Consider the following 17,185-nt stretch of genomic DNA (forward strand, 5'->3'; position numbering starts at 1 on the left):
CGAAAAAGGCGCCGATCACTCCGGCGCCTTTTTCGTTGGTTAGCAGAAAGGTGACCGGCCTCAGGAGAACGACGAAAAGTCCGGCTTGCGCTTTTCCATGAACGCCTTGAAGGCCTCGCCGGCTTCCGGTGACGTCAGGCGCTCGCCAAACAGCTCACCTTCGGCCAGCATGGCATCCCGCACGCCGCTGGCGTTACCACGGTTCAGCAGGCGCTTGGTGGCGCGAATGGCGGCCGGTGGCTGGGCGGCCAGCTGACGGCAGGCATGCAGGGCCTTTTCCTCGGTTGCTGCCGGTTCGCAGACTTCGTTGATCAGGCCCAGGTCACTGGCCTTGTGGGCATCAAAGACACCGCCGAGCATCAGCAGTTCCGCCGCCCGCACCCGGCCAAGCCATGCCGGCAACAACAGGCTGGAGCCGCCTTCCGGGCACAGGCCCAGGTTGGCGAAAGGCATCTGGAATGCCGTGTTATTGCCGGCGAACACCAGGTCGCAGTGCAGCAGCATGGTGGTGCCAATGCCCACCGCCGGACCATTCACCGCGACCACGACCGGTTTCTCGGCACTGGCCAGGCCAAACAGGAATCGGCCCACCGGGGAGCTTTCGAACTCGCCCACCGGCCCGGCGGCGAAGTCGGACAGATCATTGCCTGCGGTAAAGCACTCCTCATTACCGGTAATCAGCGTGCAACGGATGTTGTTGTCGTTCTCGGCGTTGCGGACGGCGTCTGCCAGAGTCGAGTACATCGCCTGGCTGAGGGCATTCTTGCGTTCCGGGCGGTTGAGCCGGAGGATCTGGACCTGGTCCTGGATATCAACGGAAACGTGTTCGCTCACGGGAGCTCCTTGAGTCGTTCTGATGGGCACCGGAATGCCTGAAACAGGTGGTTGGACTTTCGTCGTGTCCACGGATTAAACCCCATAACGGCAGGGGGATGCAAAGGTTCGCGGTGGTGGGCCACGTCTGTATAAAATCTGGCCCTGCTGATAAACTGTGCGCCGTTTTTGCGGGGCGGTCGCCTGCCGGCGGCGGACGCCCTCCACCCGAACAACCGGATAACTGATGAGACGCCTATGACCACCGTAATCCGCCAGGACGACCTGATTGAAAGCGTAGCGGACGCGCTGCAGTTCATTTCCTACTATCATCCCAAAGACTTCATTCAGGGCGTGTATGAGGCCTACCAGCGGGAAGAGTCCCAGGCGGCCAAGGATGCCATGGCGCAGATCCTGATCAATTCCCGCATGTGCGCCCAGGGTCACCGTCCCCTTTGCCAGGACACCGGTATCGTCACTGTATTCGTCAACATCGGCATGAACGTGAAGCTCGAGTGCGACCAGCCCCTGGACGACGTCATCAACGAAGGCGTGCGTCAGGCCTATACCCACCCGGACAACGTGCTGCGGGCCTCGATATTGGCCGACCCGGATGGCAAGCGTGAGAACACCGGTGACAATACCCCCGCCATCATCCATTACAAGATGGTGCCCGGCGACACGGTGGAAGTGCATGTCGCCGCCAAGGGCGGCGGCTCCGAGGCCAAGTCCAAGTTTGCCATGCTCAACCCCTCCGACTCGGTGGTGGACTGGGTGCTGAAGATGGTGCCGCAGATGGGCGCCGGCTGGTGCCCACCGGGCATGCTGGGTATCGGCATTGGCGGTACCGCCGAGAAGGCCATGGAAATGGCCAAGGAATCCCTGCTGGACCCGATTGATATCCATGACCTGAAGGAGCGCGGTGCCTCCAACCGTGCCGAGGAACTGCGCCTGGAACTGTTCGACAAGGTTAACGACCTGGGCATCGGCGCCCAGGGCCTGGGTGGCCTGACCACGGTGCTGGACGTGAAGGTGAAGGACTATCCCACCCACGCCGCCAACAAGCCGGTGGCGATCATTCCCAACTGTGCTGCTACCCGCCACGCGCATTTCGTACTGGACGGTTCCGGCCCGGCCCTGCAGACTCCGCCGAGTCTGGAAGACTGGCCGGAAATCACCTGGGAAGTGGGCGACAACGTGCGCCGGGTCAACCTGGATACGGTCACTCCGGAAGATGTGAAGGACTGGCAGCTGGGTGAAACCGTGTTGCTGTCCGGCAAGATGCTGACCGGCCGTGATGCTGCCCACAAGAAAATGGTGGACATGATCGGGAAGGGCGAGGAGCTGCCCGTGGACCTGGCCGGACGCTTCATCTACTACGTGGGTCCTGTGGATCCGGTCCGTGAGGAGGTGGTTGGCCCTGCCGGTCCGACCACGGCGACCCGCATGGACAAGTTTACCCATACCATGCTGGAGAAGACCGGCCTCACAGGCATGATCGGCAAGGCCGAGCGCGGCCAGGTGGCTATCGACGCCATTCGCGAATTCGGCGCGGTCTACCTGATGGCTGTCGGTGGTTCCGCCTACCTGGTGTCCAAGGCCATCAAGAAGGCCGAGGTGGTCGCCTTCCCGGAACTGGGTATGGAAGCCATCTACGAGTTCGAGGTTGAAGACATGCCGGTAACGGTAGCGGTGGATTCCCGGGGTACCTCGGTGCATCAGACCGGTCCGGCCGAATGGCAGGAGAAGATCATCGCTGCGAAAGCGGTCTGAACGGTGTGCCCCTCTCCGTGAGGGAGGAGGGGCTATCCAGCAAAGGCCTGGTTTTTACTGGGCCTTGGCTTTCCGCTGCAGCGACGATCCCGCGAACGGATTGTTGAAGCTGCTGTCCTCGCCCTGGAGGACGGCTTCCGGGTGGCGCAGGGCCATCAGTCGTTTCGTTTCCTTTTCGTCCTGCTTGGGCACATCCACCATCACCAGGTACTTGCCCGCCTCGATATCATCGTGAAACGGGCGGATACGGTAGTTTTCACTCTGGATGCCACCGAAGCCCGCCAGCCAGCCGCCTGCCACCACGGAAAAGGCAAACAGCGCAATCCACACTGCCATGGGCAGATTCAGGCCCACGATCAGTGAAAGGCTTCCAACCACCAGGACACCCGCCAGGGTGCCGATCAAAACGCCCCGTTCGACAAATCTAGGCAGGTCGGTGCGGTCCAATACACTGGCGCTGTGCAGGTGATGCTTGAAAAGCCCCGCCTCGTCCTTGCTGACGATGTGAAACCGCCAGTCAGTGACGCCATGTTCATGCAGGTCGTCAGAAATCTCATCCACACTGTCGATGGAATCCACCAGATAGAACAATCGCTTCATGACCTGTCCTCCTCCGTTGTCGGGACATTGTCCGGATGATTGCAGTTTCTATTCTAGTGGTTGTGACTGGTTGTAAAGTGAACATTTTAGATGGGTTGGTGATATCAGGCGCGTACTCAGGCTGCCCGGGAATAGTCAGGACGAACAGCTGATATCCATATGTTTGCCCCAGTCCGGCGGCAGTGCGGCATATTCCTCGAATTCCGGCTGCTCGTCGTAGGGGCGTTTCAGCACTTTCAGCAGCTCAGCCAGTGGCTGATCGTCCCCGGCTTGTGACGCCTCGATGACATTCTGGGCCAGATAGTTGCGGAGGATGTATTTGGGATTCGTCCGGCACATATCCGCTTCCCGGTCTTCCGGGGAACAGTCCTCTGAGGCCAGCCGGTTGTGGTATCGGCGGAGCCATTCATCGGCGACCCCACGATCTGCAAACAGATCCCTGACCGGGGCAGGACCCTGTGAGGGTAATGTGGACAGCCCGCGGAAGAAGCGGGTGTAGTCGATGCCGTGTTCATGGAGCATGCTGTAAGTATCCATTACCAGACCCAGATCATTGTCATCCGCCCGGGCCAGGCCAAGCTTTCGGCGCATCAGGTTGATGAAGCTGTCGTTGTAGGTGGTTTCATACTCGCGCATGCACCGGCGCAGCTGATCCTCGTCAATCAGTGACGTCAGCGCATGGGCCAGGAGCTGGCAGTTGATAAAGCCGATTTCCGGCTGACGGTTGTAGGCGTAGCGACCGCCCTGGTCCGTGTGGTTGCAGATATAACGGGCGTCAAAATCGTCCAGGAAGGCATAGGGGCCGTAATCGAAGGTATCGCCGATAATGGACATGTTGTCCGAGTTCATCACCCCGTGACAGAAACCGACACCCTGCCAGTCGGCGATGGTGCGTGCAGTGCGGCGCACCACTTCGGCCAGGAAGGCCGGATAGCGCTCACTTTCCGGCAGGGCTTCCAGGTCCGGGAAGTGGTGGTGGATGGTGTGGTCCGTCAGGGTTTTCACGGCGTCAGGGCCGAGATGATGGGACGCATACTCGAAGTGGCCAAAGCGGATATGGGTATCCGCCACCCGCACCAGCGCCGCCGCGGTTTCGATGGTCTCACGCCGCACCGGCTCCGTGGATGAGACCAGGAACAGGGACCGGGTACTGGCAATGCCCAGATAGTGCATGGCTTCGCCGCAGAGATACTCCCGGACGGATGAGCGCAGCACGGCGCGGCCATCGCCAAAGCGGGAATAAGGAGTCTGGCCGGCGCCTTTCAGGTGCCAGTCACGCACCCGTCCGTCTGGCCCCTCCGTTTCCCACAGCAGCAGGCCCCGGCCATCCCCCAGGTCCGGGTTATACATGCCGAACTGATGGCCGGTGTACTTCATGGCCACCGGGATCATACCTTCAAGCAGGGCGCGCCCGGCACCGATATCGGCCCATTCCTCTGGCGACTCCATTGGCAGGCCCATGTCGCGGGCCAGGCCGGCATTGAAATGCACCAGCCGGACGTCGCCCCGCAACGGCGTGGGGTGGACGTGACTGTAAAAGGTGTCCGGCAGTTCCAGATACCGCTGCCGCGTGGTGATGCCGCTGAAGGAAGCCATGGGGATCTGGCCGCCAGCCTGCTGGCCGGGAGCCGTTCTGCTCCTATACTGATAGCGAATGGATTTGTCGGAGGGGCAGTTGTCGCTGGTATGGAACCTGCACAGCCCCTTCAAAGTGGAGACCTGGAGCCAGAACCATGCCGAATACCGACACTGATGACGCCCTTGAGGCCCTGATGAACCAGCACCAGCTGCCGCCGGAGTACCGGCGCACGCTACGGGATGTGCTCGAACCCCTTGCTCTGTCACTCTATCAGGCCAGCAGGCACTCGGACACACCCCTGGTGGTGGGCATCCATGGCGCCCAGGGCACCGGAAAATCCACCCTGACCGACTTCCTGCGGGTATTGCTGGCCTACCGTTACAAGTGTCCCACTGCCAGCCTGTCGCTGGACGATATCTATTGCACCCGCGAGCACCGGATGAAACTGGCGGAGGAGGTGCACCCGCTGCTGATCACCCGCGGGGTTCCGGGAACCCATGATCTGATGCTGGGCACCCGTGTGATTGACGCGCTGATCAAAGCCAACGCCGGTTCGCGCACGGCCATGCCCACCTTCAACAAGGCCCTGGATGACCGGGAGCCCGAGGAAAACTGGCCACTGTTCATCGGTCACCCGGAGATTATCCTGCTGGAAGGCTGGTGCCTGGGTGCGCTGCCGGAGCCCGACGAGGCACTGGCCCGGCCGCTGAACGCACTGGAAGAAAACGACGACAGTGATGGTCGCTGGCGCACCTACGTAAATGACCAGTTGCGTGGGCCCTACAAGACGTTCTTCGACCGGCTGGACCTGCTGATCATGCTGAAGGCCCCCTCCATGGAGGCCGTAAAGCGCTGGCGCGCCGAACAGGAGCGCAAGCTGGCTGATCGTTACCAGAATGCGCCAAAAGCGGGCGAGAATGTCGGTCGCCCTGCACCGGAAGTACGCATCATGGGCGAACAGGAGCTGGACCGATTCATCATGCACTACGAGCGAATCACCCGTCACTGTCTGGCCGAGATGCCCGAGCGCGCCGACGTGCTGCTGGAGCTGGACGAAGAGCACAACCTGACGGGGGGCTAACACAAGTTTCCTGTTTGCTTAACTCGTTGACCTGCTGCCTGATACTGGCGCCTCTGGCCAGGGCGCCAGTCCGTCCGTGCGGTTGTCTGACGGTCGATCGGTTGCCGGCTCAGCCAGTGGCAGGAAGCGCGACATTCGCCTGCGAGGTGAATACACTGGGGCGCTCCTGAAACCGACAAGCACACCTTTATGGCTGATCAAAAACGCATCCTGCTGCTGTCCGGCTACGACGCCGGCAGTCATCGTCGCTGGCGGGAGCAACTGGTGGCGGCACTGCCGGAATTCCGTTGGCAGACACTGGCGTTGCCGCCGAGGTTCTTCCGCTGGCGCATCCGGGGCAATGCCCTGAGCTGGCTGGGCGAGCCGCTGTTGCAGGAGCCCTGGGACCTGATCGTGGCCACCTCCATGGTGGACCTGGCCACACTGAAAGGGCTGAACCCGAACCTGGCGCGCACGCCGGCTGTGCTCTACATGCACGAGAACCAGTTTGCCTACCCGGATTCCGGTCGCCAGCACTCCAGTGCCGAGCCGTCCATGGTGAACCTGTACAGCGCCCTGGCGGCGGACCGGGTGCTGTTCAACAGTGCCTGGAACCGGGACAGCTTCCTGGACGGTGCCTACCGGTTTATCGACCGCATGCCGGACCGCTTGCCTGCCGACATGACCCACAGCATCCGCGAGAAATCCCACGTACTGCCGGTGCCCATTGAAGACCGACTCTATGTGTCCCGGACAGACCCGCTGAATCTGACCAACCCGCATTTGCTGTGGAATCACCGCTGGGAATACGACAAGGGGCCGGAACGCCTGCTGGCCCTGCTACGGGAGCTGAAACGCCGGCAACAGCCGTTCCGGCTCAGCGTTGTGGGAGAGCAGTTTCGCCGTCAGCCGCCCGCATTCGACCGGATTCGGGAAGAGTTCGGGCAACAGATCCTGTGCTGGGGGTTCCAGGACAGCCGGCAGGACTACGACCGGCTGCTGGCGACGGCGGATGTCGCTGTCAGTACCGCCACCCATGATTTCCAGGGCCTGGCGATGCTGGAGGCCATGGCGTCGGGGTGTCTCGCCCTGGCGCCACGCCGGCTGGCGTACCCGGAATATGTGCCGGCGGCACAGTGCTATGCCAGTCGCGAGGACGATGCTGCAACGGAAGCGAGGGCAGCCGCTGACTGTCTGCAAACCCTGTTGCACGAGCAGCCTGAACCCGTGATGCTGGACGCCTGGCGACTGTCACGGCTGGCAGATGAGTACCGGCGACATATCAATGAGTTGTCAGGGACCACTGGATAGAGCCGCTGTCACTCGGGCGGGGCGACAACACACTGGTTACGACCACCTTTCTTGGCCTGATAGAGCGCGTCGTCCGCCTGCTGTAGCCATTGCATATAGTTGTCCGGAGCCCCCGAAGCCTGCGCCAGCCCCATGCTGACCGTACACTGGATGGTGTCCTCCCCGGCCGGTACCTGCAGCGCAGCGATGGCTTCGCGGATATGCTCGCAGATAGTAAGAGCCCCCTCGATGTCCGTTTCCGGCAGGATGATGCTGAATTCCTCACCACCGTAACGGCCCGGTCGGTCTGCCTGGCGCAAGGACTCCCGGGTAATCCGGGCCACTTGCCGTATTACCTCGTCGCCCACCAGGTGGCCATGGGTATCGTTGATGGGTTTGAAGTGGTCGATGTCGAACATCACCAGTACGGTGTTGTGGCCGTACCGGCGATAGCGTTCGAACTCCGCATCCAGCAGGTTTTCCCAGGTACCCCGGTTCAGCAGCCCGGTCAGGCGGTCGGTGGAGCTGAGGCGTTCCAGCTGTTCATTGGCGTGTTCCAGCGCGCGCTTGCCGGTGGCGACGTCCGTCACGTCGTAGATCATAAGGCACACCTGGTTTACCTGGCCATCGGTTCCGGTCAGCGGGCTGATGGTCAGGTTCTGGAACATGAACTCCTCGGTGCCGGTCACCGGTCGCGTATTGCGGAACCGGAACAGGTAGGGGCGTTGCTCCCAGGAGGTAAAGGTCCGGGTGTTCAGGGTGACCACGGATTGCACCTTGCGCTCCAGCCAGGACCGGGGCAGTTCCGGAAACAGCTCGAACAGGCTCTTGTCGCTGACGCGGCTGGACGTCACGCCGCTGTGGTTCTCCATGAATCCGTTCCAGATCTTGACCCGGTACTCCAGGTCGATCACCACCAGGCCCACCTCGATGGATTCCAGCAGCGTGACCAGGGCGTGGTAGCCGGTAGCGTCGGTTTCGTCAGCCATGGTTGCACTCCATGATGGTCTCCACAGTCACTCTCCGCTATCGCCGGTCAGAAAGGGCAGGTTGGTTTCGAGCTGGTCGATGGATTCCTCGGTGAAGAAAACCAGCAGGTCGCAACTGATCCCGTACTCCTCCAGGCGGTAGGGGATCTCCACACACATCAGCTTTTCCTGGCGTCGGCTGTGGTGCTCCACGAGATGATCCACGCGGCGATGGCGTCCCAGAACCGTGGGTTGCCCCAGCCCCAGCTGAATGTCCATCTGCTGGCCCACGCCCCGGAGGAAGGCGCCGAACAGGATGCTGGACATGTCCATCAGCACCTCGATTCCGGCGACTTCGGTGTCCGCCTCGTCATAGCCCAGCAGGCGGGCCATGTCCTGCACGCTGGAATCGGAAAATAGCAACAACGCCTCGCCGGCCAGCCCCGCGCCGGTGAACCCCTGGCAGACCGCGGAATAGGTGTCCTGCTGTTGTGCCGAAGCCGTCAGCACCATGCTCAGTTCGCTACGGTAGACGGTGGTGATTCTGGGCACCGGTAGCTGCACGAAGGTATCCAGCAGGCGGGCCAGCAGGTCTGCGGCCTGGCCCATGGCGACGTTGGAAATTTCCTGCAGAAAATCCGACAGGCCAACGCTGAACGGAGCTACTTCAATGGCACCCCGACTATCGGGTTGAGGGGCGGCGATGTCCGGCTGGTAAAGCCCGAACTGCTCCAGCACTTCGGCGACCTGCTCTGAGTTTACCGGCTTTTTCAGGAAATCGATGGCGCCCTGGGCAATCACCCGCTTGCGGGCTTCCGGCTGTATATCGCCGGATACCACCAGGGTCATCACAGGCAGATCTTCCCGGCGGATCACCTCGAGAACCTGGTAGCCGTCCATATCCGGCATGTTCAGGTCCAGCAGCAACAGTTCAGCCTTTCCTTCACGAACCACGTCTAATGCCTCACGGCCGTTACCGGCGTACAGAATCTCGGTTTTCCAGTCCCGGGGCAGGGCGCGGGCCAGCTGCTTGCGCGCCATGGCCGAATCATCGCAGATGAGGATGCGGGTATACATGAGAGGATCGCTCACCGAAAAGGCTGAAAATGGTCCCCTGAACCCAGGTCGGGTGCGGAGGGTCACCATGATACAGGCAATTGCCTGGGTGATAACCGGCCAACCGTCAAAGCCTGCAAAAGATCCACGGAAATCGTCCCTCTGCGACCTGGCTTTCCACCTCCCTGCTACAGGTTTTTTGCGGGAAACTGATACACTTCGCCCTTCCAATGGACAATCCGGGAGCCACAGGCGTGATTCGCTCTTTCTACTGGCACGACTATGAAACCTTCGGCGCGGACCCGATCCACGACCGGCCTTCCCAGTTTGCCGGTGTTCGCACGGATGCCGACCTGAATATCATCGAAGACCCTCTGATCATTTATTGCAAGCCGTCGGACGACTACCTGCCCAACCCGGTCGCCTGCCTGATCACCGGCATTACCCCGCAGAAGGCCCTGGAAAACGGCTACCCGGAGGCGGAATTCATTGCCCGGATCAATGAAGCCTTCAGCCAGCCCGGCACCTGCGCTGTGGGCTATAACAGCCTGAGGTTTGATGACGAAGTGACCCGTCACACCCTCTATCGAAACCTGCGGGATCCCTACGCCCGGGAATGGCAGAATGGCAACTCCCGCTGGGACATCATCGACATGGTGCGCCTGACCTACGCCCTGCGCCCGGAAGGCATCGAATGGCCCCGCAAGGAAGACGGCAGCCCCAGTTTCAGGCTGGAGGAGCTGACCGCCGCCAATGGCATTGCCCATGAGGCCGCTCACGATGCCATGTCAGACGTAGAGGCCACCATCGCGCTGGCAAAGCTGATCAAGGAAAAGCAGCCCAAACTGTTCGACTTCGTGCTCAACAACAAGGACAAGCATTCCGCCCGGGCCATGCTGGATACCGCAAGCATGAAGCCGGTTTTCCATGTGTCGTCCAAATACCCGGCCAGCCGTGGCTGTTGCGCCATGGTGTCACCGGTGGCGGAGCACCCCACCAACAAGAATCAGGTGATTGTCTACGACCTGCGCGAAGATCCCACCGAGCTGATTAACGCTTCCGTGGAGCAGATTCGTGAACGGATCTTTACCTCGCAGGCAGAGCTGGGGGAGAGCGTGACCCGTTTCCCGCTCAAGGGCGTGCAGGTCAACAAATGCCCGGTGCTGGCCCCCGGCACCATGCTGAAAACCCTGAGCCCGGATCGTCTTCAGCAACTGGCGCTGGATGGCGATACCCTGCGGCAAAACCTGGCCACCCTCCGCGCTGCGGAAGGCCTGTCGGCTAAAATCGCGGAAGTCTTCGGCCAAAAGCCGGAAAGCGACCTGACCGACCCGGACGAACAGCTGTATGCCGGTGGCTTCATCGGCGACACCGACCGCAAACGGCTTAACCGGATTATCAGCCTGCCGCCGGAAGAACTGGTGGAATTCAATGAGCGCTTCGATGATCCCCGCCTGCCGGAAATGCTGTTCCGCTACCGCGCCCGCAATTACCCGGACACCCTGATAGACGACGAACGGGAACGCTGGGAAGCTTTCCGCCAGAAGCGGCTGATGCAGCCGGGCAAGGGGTGGTTGTCCATGGAGGCGTTTGGTGCCGAGCTGCAGCGGATGGCCCAGGATCCTTCGATAACCCCTGAGAAGATGCAGATCCTGGAAGACCTGCATCTCTACGGGGAATCGATCATGCCGTATTTCTAACTTTTTTAGCCCCTCGCCCCTGGAGGGAGAGGGGTTGGGGTGAGGGGGGAGACCCCGGCTCCAAAGTCTGACCTCCGGCGCCCTGCGTGCGCTCCCCCTCACCCTGGCCCTCTCCCGCGTTGGGGAGAGGGGATGCATGGCGCAAATCTTGGTTTTCGCTCTCAACGCCTCCGCACAAAGTAAACCGAAAGCGGCTGCCCCACCAGGCTCTGCACCTGGCTACCCAGCGCCTCCGCACGAACCTGCCGCGCCACGGGGCCCAGCGCCAGGCTGTGGCCGTCATGGTCCCGGGCTTTCAGCAGCTTCCATTCCACTTCATTGCTCACCAGACCCATCAGGTCCTTGAGCTGATTGACATCCTGCGGCCGGAACCAGCGGTCACGGCAGCCGCCCAGGCCGTAGAAGTCTTCCTCCCGCAGCAGTTCCTGCCACAGGGGATCCTGGCGGTTGTTCAGGGCCATGCGGCGCAGCCGGCGCAGGGTATCCCGGGTTGGCGCCAGGTTATGGGCGTCGACCATCTGGCGGATCTGCCGGTCGCCGGTGGTCTGCTCGGCAACAGCCGTGTGCATGTGCACCACCGCACCCTGGGTGGCGGCGTCGCTGACCAGAGTGGCCAGGGACAGGTCAGCCATGGTCGGTGAGGGCAGGCGGCCCATTTCCAGCCAGTGGACCCTGTGACCATCGGCCACGAAGCGACGGGCCACCGACCAGGGCCAGAACACAATATTGTTCAGGCCCAGTTCTTCGGAACGGCGGGTGGCGGTGGCCACATTGGCCAGGGACTCGTCCACCGCAATGATTTCCACATCATCGAGGTAGTAAGCCAGCTCCAGTGCCCGCTGGCCGGACTGGGCGCCACAGATCATCATCCGCAGGGTGCCGGGCAGGGCGTCGCTGTCCAGACCCAGCTCCTGGGCCATGATGGATTTCAGGCTGGTCTCGGCGTGATAGGCGAGATGGTTCCAGCTTGGCCAGGCCTGGGGGATATCGGGGCGGGCCAGCGTCAGTTCGTCGGCCTTTTCCTCGAAGTTCTGCTTGATGGACTCATCCAGTGCCCGGTCGTAGTAGCTGGCGGCCATCAGCGGCTGTACGCCAGCGGGCCATTCGGTCAGCGACCACCGGCCCAGTTGTGCGGCAAAGCTCTGATGGAACAGGGCGCCGTACAGGGCACTGATCATCGTACTGCCCACCAGGGCATCCAGCGGGTCGTTCATGGCCAGCTGGGCGGCAATGCTGTTGTTGATGGTTTCTACCAGTTGTTCTTCGTCCGTCTCCGCCACCAGCGCGTAGCCGGTGCGATCCACGTAGCGGGCGATGGCCAGGGTCAGTGGCTGCAGTTCATCCCGCAAGGTTACCGTCTGCGCCACTTCCGCAATGATCGCCCGGCGCAGCAGGGTAACCAGTTCCTCGATGGCCGGGTCCGGCATCAGTGTTTTGTCCAGGGCCAGGATCAGCAGCTCGTCTTCTGCGGCGGCATCCAGCAGCACTTCGGCATTGGGATTGTCCAGGTCATACTGCTGGCGCAGGATGGCGGCACAGAAGCGACCGATTTCCTGGTGCGGCAACTCATTGCGGCGCAGCAGGCTGATGGCGTCCAGCGCCAGCTCCGTGTCCGCCTGATGCACCTCGATCTCCGCAGCACATTTGAGCATGCCACTGAAGGCCGAGGGCCAGTCCAGCCCCAGTTGGATCAGCTTGCGGTAATGCAGGTAGGCGACATCGAACTGGCCCTGCTCACGCTTGGCATGGGCCACACCGCAGAAAGCGGCGGCGGATTGCCGGTCCAGATCCAGTGCCTTCACAAAGTAGGCTTCCGCCTTGGCCGGGCGCTCCGTCCGCAGGGCCCAGTAGCCCAGGTTGCAGTACTGCTGGGGCTGGTCCGGCTGATGCTTCAGGCTGCTCTCGAACAGGCTCGCCGCCCGCGCCAGCTCCCCGTCATCCATCTCCACCCGCCCCAGCAGGCCAAGGCCGCCGGCATGGCCGGGCTCCAGGGTCAGCGCCCGGTTCAGCAACTGGCGGCATTCCTGCCGCGCCAGCAGGCGTTCAACGTAGCGGCGCTGTGGGTGGTTGGACTCGCCATAGGCTTCGTTCGCCTCCAGCACCAGCCGGGCCACCTCAGCATTCCGTGACTCGGAAACCTGAACATTGTGTTGTGCTTGCATGGAACACCTCATCAACCGGGCCGCGGCAAGTGGCGGCAAGGATCTGCAGTTTTCTTGACGGTTTTTGCCGTTGTTAGGGGAGGTGTTGCGAAGGGTGTGCCAGGTTTTGAGAAAAAAGCAGCCAATCGACGATCCGTGGTGGTTGACTGCCTTCTCCAATGTATCATTCAGTTTAAGAGTATTGGTATTATCCTAAAAATAAGCGTTTTATAACTTATTCTGGATCATCTATTGACTGATGTACCCATGGGTCATTTTCAAGCGAGTAGGTTTTATTGGTAACCGAATCAAAATGATCTGGTAATGCGCTGATGCATCCCAAGAATTCATCTTTCCATTTTTTTAAATAAACAGCGATTTCATCATTGTCAGACAAGGCTAGAGCATGAGCAAATCCCGCGTACAGGAAGTGCCTGACTGCTCCTCGAACCATAAAATAAAATGGCGGGTCCGATTTATACAGTTCACCCTCTAAGTAGCGACTAACCTGAGAGCAAAGTCGGGTTATATCCTTTTTGCCACGAAGTCGATTGCCTTCGGTCAATTCCCTGATTTTTTTAGACAGAGTTATAAGCTTTTCTTTTGTGCTATTTAGTACGCTTTCCATATCATTCAGAGAGACGGTTTCAGCATCTTCACTGAATATTAATCTCATGACTTTGCTGTGTTTTGAGGCTCCATCGCTATGGCCAACGACTTCCTTGAACTCCCTTCCATCGATCCATTTGGAGCCTTCAATATCTGCTCCATCTGCGCAATTAAAAAATTGCGAGTCAGGGTAGACAGAACAAGTGGATTCGATTAACCCCTCCATCGCTCTTTTCGCAGTAAAATAAAGTGGAGTAGTATGTACAACGGTGTCATTGACACCTTTAACTGTAAAGGTGCTGCGTTTATGGAATACCTTCGCAGAAGTTTCCTTTAGCTCGGAGCCAATGATTTGATCTTCGCTCTCCATATATACCGAACGTTTGGAGTGATGATGTTCATGATCCGTGAAGCCAAAGTCGGTACCGAATAAGAAGATGTTTCTGAGTCCCAGCTGAGTGCAGATAGCAATTGCCGCATTTGTACAGGTCGGAGCACCACCAGCAATATTGGTATTTTCGGATCCAAACATACCCCCGATAGGGTTTTCTTTCTTGAAATATAACCGCTGTTCGCCGAAAAGTCCCCAGATCAAAGGACAGATTTGTGATGCTGCTATGATTCGGATTGATTTCAGCTTCTCCCTGTTATAGGAGCTGATGACGCGATAATTGATATAGTCGGATTCCAGTTCAACATGGAAGTCGGGGTAAACGTCATTTTCGATCAGGGCGCTGAGCCCGGTGCCTGCACTGACAAGAACCACCTGATCACGCATTTGCTTGATATCGTCTATACGGTTGTCCAGAGAGGGGCCACTTCCAACAATCAGCGTGGGAATGTCCGATTTCACGGTGCCTTTTGGTGGGATTACCCTGATTTTTTCGTGAAAGGCGTGGAGTGCATTATTGAGCTGTCGAAGCTCGTCGTCATAGTGTCCCCACGTCGTTAATGTCGTTATTGCCTCCCGGTCAATTCGCTTGGCAACGGCGGACATAACTGGGTCACCCCGTTCATTCAGGAACAGGTTCATCACTGGAAACATGGGGGTGAAATGCATCAGGTGCCGGACAAGAGCTCGCCACAAATCTTCTTCTGTGCGCTCAACCCCTATCAGAAAACGCAGGGAACGGTCGCTGCGCTGAAATGTTGAGCATACTTTTTGCCAATCAACGGTTAGCAGGCTAGCACCGAATATTTCCAGCTCGGGTTCGATGATGATGGCATTCTCAACCTCAGCCGTTGTCACAAGCTCCTCGATCTGATAGCCGAGCCCGACACCCTGAAAAACGACCAAGGGGTAGAAATTAGGGATCGGATAACCCAGAAAAGACTCTCTTTTCAGTGGCGATTTTCTGACTATCTGGTCAACAGCTTTGTGAGCGAATCGTGGATGTCGGTATTCCCCCGGCCTTGGTGGTGGGAGAGAGGGCAGGAGTTTGCCTTCCTTGAAGGTGGACCTGAACAGTTCAACGCCCTGGTGGGCACGGGCTTTACCTTGCCCAAGATACAGCGACTTGCCGTCCACGTTGAGGTCCACTTCATCTTCAGCATTGCTAATGACGACTTCGGCCCGGGTTAGTTGGTAGCTTGCGAAATAACTGTAGATGTCCGGATAGTGTTGCTGAAAAAAGCGAAGATTATTTTCGCGACGTCGCGCAAATTCCAGTGCTTTGTTTTGAACCACTATGTACTCCAAGGGCAAAGATTGTTGCAATATCAGCGCCAGTATAGTTCAAGTCGGGTGATTGGCTAAGCAGAACGGAGCTGACTCCGCATCCCGAGAAAGAGTGCAGAGCCAGTGGGTATTTATTAGCCCTGCAGCAGCTGCAGTACTTGCTGGGGACGGGCATTGGCCTGAGACAGGACCGACAGACCGGCCTGCTGAAGCACCTGGGTTCGGGCCAGTTCCGCAGTTTCGGCCGCGAAGTCGGCATCGCGGATTCGGCTATTGGCCGCACTCAGGTTCTCCGAGGTGGTGCTCAGGTTGGCTATAGTGGATTCAAACCGGTTCTGCACGGCACCAAGTTCGCTGCGGATACTGTTGATCGTTGTAAGCGCCGAGTCCACCCTTTTTATCGTATCGTTGGAGCCTTCAACGGTCTTGACGTCGATGCTCTCGAGGTTGCCGGTCACGGCAATGACCTCGCCATCAAGGAAGCCGGCGTTTTGCGGATTGTCGCCGCCAATTCGGATGGTATCAAGCGCCTCGATACTGATTTGTCCCGTCAGTGTGCTGCCGATGCCCTCCACTCCGGTACTGGCTGTCGCGGTGTCAAGGCCGATATTGGTTGTTGAGGCATTGGCCAGGGTTCCTGTGGTGGCTTCTGAGGCCAGCTCTATATTACGGCCCTGATCGTCATTGAAGGCTATGGTTCCGGCGGCGGTGCCTTCGCTGGCGGAGAACCCTTCCAGTCCTAGATCGTTGACCGCAGTCACGACCTCGTCGAGCGTAACGCTGTCACCGCCTGTGCCGACGGGAATGGTGACTTCAACGGCAGTGGTGCCAACATTGAGGTTAAGGGAATAGGTGCCCCCGGAGGAGCTGTTATCGGTTACTTCCCCAAAATTCAATGTCTGGACGTTGGTTGCCGAGACAGTGGGCAGTCCTGGTATATTCGCTGAATCAATGGCCTCTGCCTTGGCTTTCGCCGAGTTGTCACCGTCTGTTCCCGGAATTTCATAGGGGTCGCTTTCGCCAACGGAGATCGTCAAGTCTCCGCCCGCGAGCGCATTATCACCGACTTCCCGGGTTCCGGACTGTGCCAGTCCACCGATCTGGTCTGTTTGCGATCCCTTGGACAGGTCCACTTCAATGGTGTCGCCGGAATTGGCGCCCACCTGAAAGGTTTTCTCGCCAAACGAGCCGTCGAGGACCTTGAGTCCATTGAACGTCGTCTGGTCAGCGATACGGCCGATTTCGTCCACCCGCTGCTGGACTTCCTGATCCAGTGCCAGTCGATCAGAGGCACTGTTGGTGGCGTTGGCGGATTGCACGGCCAGATCCCGGATGCGCTGGAGATTGTTGATCACCTCGCCCAGGGCCCCCTCGGTTGTCTGGGCCAGCGAGATGCCATCGCTGGCGTTACGCTGCGCGACGTTCAGGCCGGAAATCTGGGACTGGAACCGGGTGGAAATAGCCAGACCGGCGGCATCATCCTTGGCGGAGTTGATGCGCAGGCCGGAGGATAGACGCTCGAACGCCACGTTCGCCTCTGTCTGGGACTGATTCAGATTGCGCTGGGCGTTCAGTGACGCGATGTTGGTATTAATGACCTGAGGCATAACAATTCTCCTGCTCAGAGATGCCGGAAGCCCGATTCCCGAATGTCGGAGAATCCCGCCGGCGTAATTTCGGTTGATTGCCGTTTCGAGGGTCCAAGCGAAGGGTATGCCAGTTTTGTTTTATAATTTTTATGGGTTTGTTTTTAAACAGGTTATCGGTTCGGTTCAGAGTGGTATGCGAATGGATCGGTGGAATTTAGAGGGCGTAAAGGGAAATGGGTTGCCGCTTTTTCAGCCAGCCAGTCCGTTCCAGGGGAGCTGAGAGAGGGCTCTGTTGCTTCGATTTACATTCCTTTACAAAAACGGCGGTA

General features: G+C 59.3%; 12 protein-coding genes. 4 read left to right on the forward strand and 8 right to left on the reverse strand.

The genetic code is table 11. The features are described from left to right. Positions 1 to 60: 60 nt before the first annotated feature. On the reverse strand, positions 61 to 834 hold the full coding sequence (locus IE079_RS08600; RefSeq protein ID WP_189575428.1) for an enoyl-CoA hydratase: 774 nt from the start codon (positions 832 to 834) through the stop codon (positions 61 to 63). 237 nt (positions 835 to 1,071) lie between these two features. On the opposite strand from IE079_RS08600, the gene IE079_RS08605 reads away from it, so the two are divergent. After that, positions 1,072 to 2,586, forward strand: coding sequence for a fumarate hydratase (locus IE079_RS08605; RefSeq protein ID WP_189575431.1), 1,515 nt, complete (start codon positions 1,072 to 1,074; stop codon positions 2,584 to 2,586). Positions 2,587 to 2,640: 54 nt separating this feature from the next. Here the strand turns inward: IE079_RS08605 and IE079_RS08610 are convergent, their stop codons facing one another. Beyond that, entirely contained in the window at positions 2,641 to 3,186 is a 546-nt protein-coding gene (locus IE079_RS08610) for a hypothetical protein (RefSeq protein ID WP_189575433.1), read from the reverse strand. Positions 3,187 to 3,321: 135 nt separating this feature from the next. Next, positions 3,322 to 4,782 carry a protein adenylyltransferase SelO gene (locus IE079_RS08615; RefSeq protein WP_189575435.1) on the reverse strand — a complete coding sequence of 487 codons (1,461 nt, stop codon included), beginning with the start codon at positions 4,780 to 4,782 and terminating at the stop codon, positions 3,322 to 3,324. Between the two features lie 137 nt (positions 4,783 to 4,919). Between IE079_RS08615 and IE079_RS08620 the strand changes: the two genes are divergently transcribed. Both IE079_RS08620 and IE079_RS08625 read left to right on the forward strand, forming a co-directional pair. Then, the gene (locus tag IE079_RS08620; RefSeq protein ID WP_227712393.1) at positions 4,920 to 5,846 is read left to right on the forward strand and encodes a hypothetical protein; all 927 of its coding nucleotides are present in this window, start codon (positions 4,920 to 4,922) and stop codon (positions 5,844 to 5,846) included. A gap of 189 nt (positions 5,847 to 6,035) precedes the next feature. Next, the gene (locus IE079_RS08625; RefSeq protein ID WP_189575437.1) at positions 6,036 to 7,136 is read left to right on the forward strand and encodes a tRNA-queuosine alpha-mannosyltransferase domain-containing protein; all 1,101 of its coding nucleotides are present in this window, start codon (positions 6,036 to 6,038) and stop codon (positions 7,134 to 7,136) included. Between the two features lie 8 nt (positions 7,137 to 7,144). On the opposite strand, the gene IE079_RS08630 is transcribed toward IE079_RS08625, so the two are convergent. Further along, positions 7,145 to 8,104, reverse strand: coding sequence for a GGDEF domain-containing protein (locus IE079_RS08630; protein WP_189575446.1), 960 nt, complete (start codon positions 8,102 to 8,104; stop codon positions 7,145 to 7,147). A 27-nt stretch (positions 8,105 to 8,131) separates the two neighbouring features. Then, on the reverse strand, positions 8,132 to 9,160 hold the full coding sequence (locus IE079_RS18950; RefSeq protein ID WP_189575448.1) for a response regulator: 1,029 nt from the start codon (positions 9,158 to 9,160) through the stop codon (positions 8,132 to 8,134). Between the two features lie 233 nt (positions 9,161 to 9,393). On the opposite strand from IE079_RS18950, the gene sbcB reads away from it, so the two are divergent. Further along, complete coding sequence (gene sbcB / locus IE079_RS08640; RefSeq protein WP_189575450.1) at positions 9,394 to 10,839, forward strand: exodeoxyribonuclease I; 1,446 nt, start codon at positions 9,394 to 9,396, stop codon at positions 10,837 to 10,839. 161 nt (positions 10,840 to 11,000) lie between these two features. Here sbcB and IE079_RS08645 read toward each other — a convergent pair whose 3' ends face one another. From IE079_RS08645 to IE079_RS18955, 3 genes are all read right to left on the reverse strand, one after another. Next, on the reverse strand, positions 11,001 to 13,001 hold the full coding sequence (locus IE079_RS08645) for a tetratricopeptide repeat protein (RefSeq protein ID WP_189575452.1): 2,001 nt from the start codon (positions 12,999 to 13,001) through the stop codon (positions 11,001 to 11,003). Between the two features lie 214 nt (positions 13,002 to 13,215). Further along, positions 13,216 to 15,276: a motility associated factor glycosyltransferase family protein gene (locus IE079_RS08650; RefSeq protein ID WP_189575454.1), complete on the reverse strand. Its 2,061-nt coding sequence runs from the start codon at positions 15,274 to 15,276 to the stop codon at positions 13,216 to 13,218. A gap of 125 nt (positions 15,277 to 15,401) precedes the next feature. Beyond that, on the reverse strand, positions 15,402 to 16,874 hold the full coding sequence (locus IE079_RS18955) for a flagellin N-terminal helical domain-containing protein (protein ID WP_189575456.1): 1,473 nt from the start codon (positions 16,872 to 16,874) through the stop codon (positions 15,402 to 15,404). Between the last annotated feature and the right edge of the window lie 311 nt (positions 16,875 to 17,185).

Origin of the sequence: Marinobacter zhanjiangensis, from assembly GCF_014651935.1 — a bacterium.
In the GTDB taxonomy this organism is placed as follows: Bacteria; Pseudomonadota; Gammaproteobacteria; order Pseudomonadales; family Oleiphilaceae; genus Marinobacter; species Marinobacter zhanjiangensis.

What these genes read in the sequence shown, in the direction of transcription:
- IE079_RS08605 (WP_189575431.1), top strand. Translation starts at nt 1,072, where the DNA reads ATGACCACCGTAATCCGCCAGGACGACCTGATTGAAAGCGTAGCGGAC.
- IE079_RS08610 (WP_189575433.1), bottom strand. Translation starts at nt 3,186, where the DNA reads ATGAAGCGATTGTTCTATCTGGTGGATTCCATCGACAGTGTGGATGAG.
- IE079_RS08615 (WP_189575435.1), bottom strand. Translation starts at nt 4,782, where the DNA reads ATGGCTTCCTTCAGCGGCATCACCACGCGGCAGCGGTATCTGGAACTG.
- IE079_RS08620 (WP_227712393.1), top strand. Translation starts at nt 4,920, where the DNA reads ATGCCGAATACCGACACTGATGACGCCCTTGAGGCCCTGATGAACCAG.
- IE079_RS08625 (WP_189575437.1), top strand. Translation starts at nt 6,036, where the DNA reads ATGGCTGATCAAAAACGCATCCTGCTGCTGTCCGGCTACGACGCCGGC.
- IE079_RS08630 (WP_189575446.1), bottom strand. Translation starts at nt 8,104, where the DNA reads ATGGCTGACGAAACCGACGCTACCGGCTACCACGCCCTGGTCACGCTG.
- IE079_RS18950 (WP_189575448.1), bottom strand. Translation starts at nt 9,160, where the DNA reads ATGTATACCCGCATCCTCATCTGCGATGATTCGGCCATGGCGCGCAAG.
- IE079_RS08645 (WP_189575452.1), bottom strand. Translation starts at nt 13,001, where the DNA reads ATGCAAGCACAACACAATGTTCAGGTTTCCGAGTCACGGAATGCTGAG.
- IE079_RS18955 (WP_189575456.1), bottom strand. Translation starts at nt 16,874, where the DNA reads ATGCCTCAGGTCATTAATACCAACATCGCGTCACTGAACGCCCAGCGC.